Source organism: Microbacterium sp. (genome assembly GCF_030149085.1).
Lineage (GTDB): Bacteria > Actinomycetota > Actinomycetes > Actinomycetales > Microbacteriaceae > Microbacterium.
In genome coordinates, this window is the sequence record NZ_JASBSF010000295.1 from 1 (window position 1) to 5,817 (window position 5,817).

Consider the following 5,817-nt stretch of genomic DNA (forward strand, 5'->3'; position numbering starts at 1 on the left):
CCTCCTTGAGGGTGAGGGCGAGGTTCAGCCGGTTGCGCTCACCACCGGAGAGCACGCCGGCCTTCTTCTGCTGGTCGGGTCCCTTGAAGCCGAACTTCGACACGTAGGCTCGCGACGGGATCTCGGTCTTGCCCACCGTGATGATGTCGAGCCCGTCGGACACGACCTCCCAGAGCGTCTTGGTGGGGTCGATGTTCGAGCGCGACTGATCGACGTAGCTGATCTTGACGGTCTCGCCGATCTTCAAGTCACCGCCATCGAGAGGCTCGAGGCCGACGATCGTCTTGAACAACGTGGTCTTGCCGACACCGTTGGGGCCGATGACACCGACGATGCCGTTCGGGGGAAGGCTGAAGCTCAGTCCGTCGATGAGCGAGCGACCGTCGAAACCCTTCTTGAGCTTCTTGGCCTCGATGACAACGCTTCCGAGGCGCGGCCCCGGCGGAATCTGAATCTCTTCGAAGTCGAGCTTGCGCGTGCGCTCAGCCTCGGCGGCCATCTCTTCGTATCGAGCCAGACGCGCCTTCGACTTGGCCTGACGACCCTTCGCGTTCGAGCGGACCCAGTCGAGCTCTTCCTTCAGGCGCTTAGCGAGCTTGGCGTCCTTCTTGCCCTGGACATCCAGTCGCTCGGCTTTCTTCTCGAGGTACGTCGAGTAATTGCCCTCGTAGCCGATGAGACGGCCGCGGTCGACCTCGGCGATCCACTCGGCAACGTTGTCGAGGAAGTACCGGTCGTGGGTGATGGCGATCACAGCGCCCGAGTACTTCTGCAGGTGCTGTTCGAGCCAGAGCACGCTCTCGGCGTCGAGGTGGTTCGTGGGCTCGTCCAGCAGCAGAAGATCGGGCTTCTGCAGCAGGAGCTTCGTGAGTGCGACACGGCGCTTCTCACCACCCGAGAGCTGCGCGATCTGAGCATCTGCGGGGGGCGTGCGCAGCGCGTTCATGGCCTGGTCCAGCTGCGAGTCGAGGTCCCACGCGTCTGCCGCGTCGATCTCTTCCTGCAGGGCGCCCATCTCTGCCAGCAGGCTGTCGAAGTCGGCATCAGGGTCGCTCATGAGACCCGAAATCTCGTTGAAGCGATCCAGCTTGGCCTTGACGGCGATGCCGTCCTGGATGTTCTCGAGGACCGTCTTGGACTCGTCGAGCTCGGGCTCCTGCATGAGGATGCCGACGCTGAACCCCGGAGTGAGCGTCGCCTCTCCGTTGGACGGGGTGTCAAGGCCCGCCATGATCTTCAGGATCGTCGACTTTCCGGCACCGTTGGGGCCGACCATTCCGATCTTCGCTCCCGGAAGGAACGCCATCGTCACGTCGTCGAGGATCAGCTTCTCGCCCACAGATTTACGGGCGCGGACCATCTGATAGATGTACTCAGCCATAGCTCGACCAGTCTACGGGCCGCCTGTCCGTAGCCCGCGCCTCACCAATCGATGGGTCGGGTGTCTCCGACGAGACAGCGACCAGTCTGCAAGCCGGGCATGACAGCCGTCACCGGGTCTCCTGTCGAGGGGCCGACTTGTCCGACAAGGCACTCCTCGCCCCACCGAACCGAGAACTGGATACTCTCCGCAGGGTTACCGACGGTCGATTCGTCGTAGGTGACCTCCATCGCCGACTTGTCGAACCCCGCCTGAGTGAGGCCGTCGATGTAGGCGCGTCCCTGGAAGCGCTGATCGGTTGCCCACACGGCGGCGACGACGTCGGCGAAGAATGGCAGCGCCTCATCCGCGGTCGTCGCCTCGCTCACCTGTTGCGGTGCAGCAGAGGTCGTCTCGGTTGGTGTCGGGGTGATGCTCACCGTGGGGGTCGGCGACGGGGTGAGAACCGGTGTGCATCCCGTGAGTGCTCCGGCCACGATGGCTGCTCCGAGCAGCCCGACGATGCCGCCGGCTCGGCGAGATCTTGCCGGCACGAGCCGGGTTGTCAGTCGATCGGCGCACACGCAGAGGAGTCTAGAGCCCCTCCGCCGACTGCACGCTGGGAGGCTAGAACGGTGTCTCGCCACCGACCGGGACAGCCGGGGCGGCGCTGTCGAGGCCCGGTGCCGCCCAGGCATCCTCAGCTTCGCCCGAGCTCGACGGCGAAGCAGACGCGTTAGCCCCCGTGGCCTGCTTCGTGTAGGACGTGGTTCCCCACCGCAGGTCGTGGCCGACCGCTTCGGCATCGATGTCGATGCTGACTCCCTTCTTGCCTCCGGATTCCCAGGGGCGAAGACGTAGCCGGCCCGTAACCACCAGCGGCTCGCCCTTCGTGACCGAAGCCGCGATGTGTTCGGCAAGTCCCCGGAAAGCGGAGACGTTGTACCAGTTCGTGCCGTCGTCGACCCAGGTGCCCGTCGAGCGGTCGAGGCGCCGCTGCGCGCTCCCGAGCCGAAAGTTCACGACGGCGAGCCCTCCTGCCGTGACCTTGAACTCCGGGTTTCCCGCGACGTTTCCCGTAACGGTGATGGTGTCCTGCATTTCTCCCTTTCCCGCCCAGACCCGTTCCGGGCTGCGCTGGTACCCGAGTGCCCGTCGGGTACCAGCGCTGAGATCAGGCTCGCCGACCAGCGCGCCCGGTGGAGCACGACCCTGCTCAGGAGTGGACAGGTGCCGCGCGAGGACGGCTGGGGAGGATGCCTCAGGCCGTGACGTACTCCGAGAAGCGCGCCCGCACCTTGTTCACCTTGGGGACCGCGACAGCCAGGCAGTACCCCTGCGTGGGGTTCTTCGCGAAGAAGTCCTGGTGATACTCCTCCGCGGCGTAGAACTCACCGAGGGGCTCGATCGTGGTGACGATGCCGCCATCCCACCACTCGGCCGCGCGATCGCGCGCAGCCTCGAAGAGCTCCCGCTGATGATCGTCGGCGGGAAACATCGCGCTGCGGTACTGGGTGCCGACGTCATTACCCTGTCGGTTCAGCTGCCGCGGGTCGTGCATCGTGAAAAAGGCATCCAGGATCACGTCGTCCGAGATGACGTCGGGATCGAAGGTGACCGCGACGGCCTCGGCGTGCCCCGTGCGGCCCGTGCAGACAAGCTCATAAGAGGGGTTCTCGACGGTGCCGCCGACATAGCCCGAAACGACCGACGACACTCCGCGAAGAGCACGGTAAGCCGCGTCGAGACACCAGAAGCAGCCGCCTGCGAGAACGAACGTGTGCATGATTTCTCCTTGTTGTGGCGCCGGGTTCTCGGCGCCACTGAACACAACAGTCTCCCGCGAACTGCTGTTCCCCGCGACGTGTCGGTGGTCGGATCTATGTTCGATCGCGGAGGGAGACACAGATGCAGGCATCACGCATACAGCTCATACCGATCGGAATCGATGCTTGGCGCGTTGTCGATCCCGGCCGCGGCCCCATCGGTCACGTGCGCGTCGGTCGAGACGCCCAGGGCGAGCATTTCTCCGTCAAGCGCTTCCATCCGAGCGACCGGCGATTCCATGCGCTCGGACAGTTCGGGAACCGGGATGACGCCATCGACGCGCTCCTGTTGTCGACCTGACATCTGACCCGAGGCCGGCGGCTCAGACCGGTGAGCTCCAGAGATCCCGAACACCGTGCGGAGCATCTCGAAGCACCCCCGGCCAGACGTCCGCGAGAATCTCGACAGCTCGGCGCAGGTCGCTGGGCGGCGCGGTGAACGGGATGCGGAGGTGCCGTTCGTTTCCGCCATCTGGCGCGAACCTCGGACCGGCCGACAGGAGCAGGCCCGCCGCTCGAGCCTGGAGCACCAGCGCCGAACTCAACGGTGCGTTCAGTTCGACCCAGAGGGCAACTCCTCCATCAACCGAGGGCACGCGCCACTCCGGCAGCAGCTCCGAGAGCGCTGACACGAGGGCATCCCGTCCCTCGCGCAGGAACTCACCGCGATGGCGCGCGATCTCGGGCAGCCGAGGGATCAGCCCCGTCGCCACTGCCTGCTCGAACTCGGGAGTACCGAGGTCGTACGCCGGGCGTTCCTGCACAAGCCGGTCGATGAGGTCATGATCGGTCCGGATCCATCCGACCCGCAAGCCGCCCCATACGGTCTTGCCGAGTGACCCGACGCGCACGACCAGGGACTCGTCGGTCCCACGGAAGCCACGGTCATGAACCCCACGATCGATGTCGAGGTCGGCTGTGGTCTCATCGATCACGAGCCGGGTTCCCGAGCGACTCGCCGCGACCATGATGGTCTCGCGCTCGTGCGCCGACATGCTGCGGCCCGTCGGGTTCTGAAAGTCGGGCATGAGGTAAGCGAGGGAGGGCCGGGTACGAGCGAAGGACTCTTCGACGCGCTCGAGATCCCATCCACTTTCAGCCGTCACCGGGATGCCGACGAGCCGCCCGCCCGCACGCCGCAACGCGTCTGCCGCATGCGGATACGTGGGAGTCTCGATCGCTACGCGATCGCCGCGGCCGATGAGCACGCTCGCCAGCAGATGGATTGCGCTTTGGGCGCCGGGGGTGATCATGACCTGGCGCGCCTCGGTCGGCAGGCCACGAGCGCGGAACTGCTCAGCGATGGCTTCCCGCAGCTCAGCGCGTCCGAGAACGTCGTACCCTGACCGCGAGGCGAGCGTCGCCGCATCGGCGGCAACTTCCGCCATGTGCCCGGCAAGGCCAGGCCACGCTGGTGGGCTCGCCTGCTGCAAGTCGATGGTGCCCGCCGTTCCGAGCACGCGCCCGACCTCCCGGCGGCCGAGCGGGAGAGTAACGCTTCCCGAACCGCGCAGGCTGCTGATGTGACCGGAGTCACGAAGGCTCTGATAAGCCATCGACACGGTGCTACGGCTGACCCGAAGAGCGGATGCCAGTTCGCGCTCCGCCGGAAGCGCAGTCCGCGGCGCGATGCGGTTGTCCAAGCACAGCAGACGGATGCCGTCAGCGAGGGCCTCATACGCCGGTTCACGGGTGCGCCATCCGCCCAGAGCAAGCGTCAGCGAACGCGCAGACATTCGCGACTCCATGGCCACTCCTTCCTAATTGGACTGGTCACATCAGTCCACTTCTGGTCTTGGATGGTGCCATGCCTCGCCGCATCCTGCAACTTCTCATCGGGCTCCCCCTCTACGGTGTCGGAGCTGCGCTGACCGTGGATGCTGGTCTGGGCGTCGACCCCTGGACCGTGCTGGCCGAGGGCCTGTCGATCAGGACGGGCATCGGCGTCGGATGGATGACGAACATCCTCGGCCTCGCGATTCTGCTGGTGTGGATTCCGCTTCGCCAGCGCCCCGGAATCGGCACCCTCGCCAACATCCTGACCGTTGGCACCGCCATGCAGGTGACCCTCTGGGTACTGCCACCGATCAGTGGATTCGTCGCTCAGCACGCTGTGCTTGTGGGAGGCATCCTGCTGGTTGCCATCGCCTCGGGGCTCTACATCGGTGCCCGCTTCGGGCCGGGCCCTCGCGACGGACTCATGACGGGTCTGCGCAGCCGGTTCGGGATGCCGATCTGGGCAGCTCGCGCCAGCGTCGAGCTGACAGCGCTCGTCATCGGGTGGCTTCTGGGCGGCACGGTCGGTCTTGGCACCGTGCTGTTCGCGGCGACCATCGGCCCCCTCGTCCACATCACGTTGCCGCTGTTCGACACCGCTCGCATGCGGGCGACAACACCGCGTGGCGCCGTGCCGGCCGCTCCCCTCGCTTCACCGAGGTAGGACTACTTGGGGTGAGTAACGGGACTTGAACCCGCGACCCCCTGGACCACAACCAGGTGCTCTACCAACTGAGCTATACCCACCATGTGCGCACCGGAGTGCGCAACCAAAAGATTCTCTCACACGCCAGAGGCGAACGCCGACACGGCGGCAGCCGCTGCCTGCTTGGCCTCATCGCTGGTCGGACCCGG

7 protein-coding genes and 1 tRNA gene are annotated in these 5,817 nt (G+C 65.8%); 1 reads left to right on the forward strand and 7 read right to left on the reverse strand.

Going from position 1 to position 5,817, the window contains the following annotated elements; all coding sequences use genetic code 11:
* From ettA to Q1V87_RS12280, 6 genes are all read right to left on the reverse strand, one after another.
* Positions 1-1,381: energy-dependent translational throttle protein EttA (ettA, locus tag Q1V87_RS12255; RefSeq protein WP_300593272.1), on the reverse strand; the 1,381-nt coding region annotated here is incomplete at its 3' end.
* A 41-nt stretch (positions 1,382-1,422) separates the two neighbouring features.
* Positions 1,423-1,944, reverse strand: coding sequence for a hypothetical protein (locus Q1V87_RS12260; RefSeq protein ID WP_300593276.1), 522 nt, complete (start codon positions 1,942-1,944; stop codon positions 1,423-1,425).
* 43 nt (positions 1,945-1,987) lie between these two features.
* Positions 1,988-2,461 carry a single-stranded DNA-binding protein gene (ssb, locus tag Q1V87_RS12265; protein ID WP_300593279.1) on the reverse strand — a complete coding sequence of 158 codons (474 nt, stop codon included), beginning with the start codon at positions 2,459-2,461 and terminating at the stop codon, positions 1,988-1,990.
* A 160-nt stretch (positions 2,462-2,621) separates the two neighbouring features.
* Positions 2,622-3,146, reverse strand: coding sequence for a peptide-methionine (S)-S-oxide reductase MsrA (gene msrA, locus Q1V87_RS12270; protein WP_300593281.1), 525 nt, complete (start codon positions 3,144-3,146; stop codon positions 2,622-2,624).
* A gap of 131 nt (positions 3,147-3,277) precedes the next feature.
* A complete protein-coding gene (locus Q1V87_RS12275) occupies positions 3,278-3,553 on the reverse strand; it encodes a hypothetical protein (protein ID WP_300593290.1) in 276 nt (91 codons plus the stop codon).
* The gene (locus Q1V87_RS12280; RefSeq protein ID WP_300593284.1) at positions 3,510-4,934 is read right to left on the reverse strand and encodes a PLP-dependent aminotransferase family protein; all 1,425 of its coding nucleotides are present in this window, start codon (positions 4,932-4,934) and stop codon (positions 3,510-3,512) included. Before Q1V87_RS12280 ends, Q1V87_RS12275 begins: the two co-directional genes overlap by 44 nt.
* Before the next feature lie 59 nt (positions 4,935-4,993).
* Between Q1V87_RS12280 and Q1V87_RS12285 the strand changes: the two genes are divergently transcribed.
* Entirely contained in the window at positions 4,994-5,626 is a 633-nt protein-coding gene (locus Q1V87_RS12285; protein WP_300593287.1) for a hypothetical protein, read from the forward strand.
* Positions 5,627-5,633: 7 nt separating this feature from the next.
* Here the strand turns inward: Q1V87_RS12285 and Q1V87_RS12290 are convergent.
* Positions 5,634-5,709, reverse strand: a tRNA-His gene (locus Q1V87_RS12290).
* Positions 5,710-5,817 lie beyond the last annotated feature (108 nt).

Excerpts from the sequence above, each read along its gene's own strand:
- Q1V87_RS12285 (WP_300593287.1), top strand. The coding sequence starts at position 4,994 with ATGCCTCGCCGCATCCTGCAACTTCTCATCGGGCTCCCCCTCTACGGT.
- Q1V87_RS12280 (WP_300593284.1), bottom strand. The coding sequence starts at position 4,934 with ATGGAGTCGCGAATGTCTGCGCGTTCGCTGACGCTTGCTCTGGGCGGA.
- msrA (WP_300593281.1), bottom strand. The coding sequence starts at position 3,146 with ATGCACACGTTCGTTCTCGCAGGCGGCTGCTTCTGGTGTCTCGACGCG.
- ssb (WP_300593279.1), bottom strand. The coding sequence starts at position 2,461 with ATGCAGGACACCATCACCGTTACGGGAAACGTCGCGGGAAACCCGGAG.
- Q1V87_RS12275 (WP_300593290.1), bottom strand. The coding sequence starts at position 3,553 with ATGCTCCGCACGGTGTTCGGGATCTCTGGAGCTCACCGGTCTGAGCCG.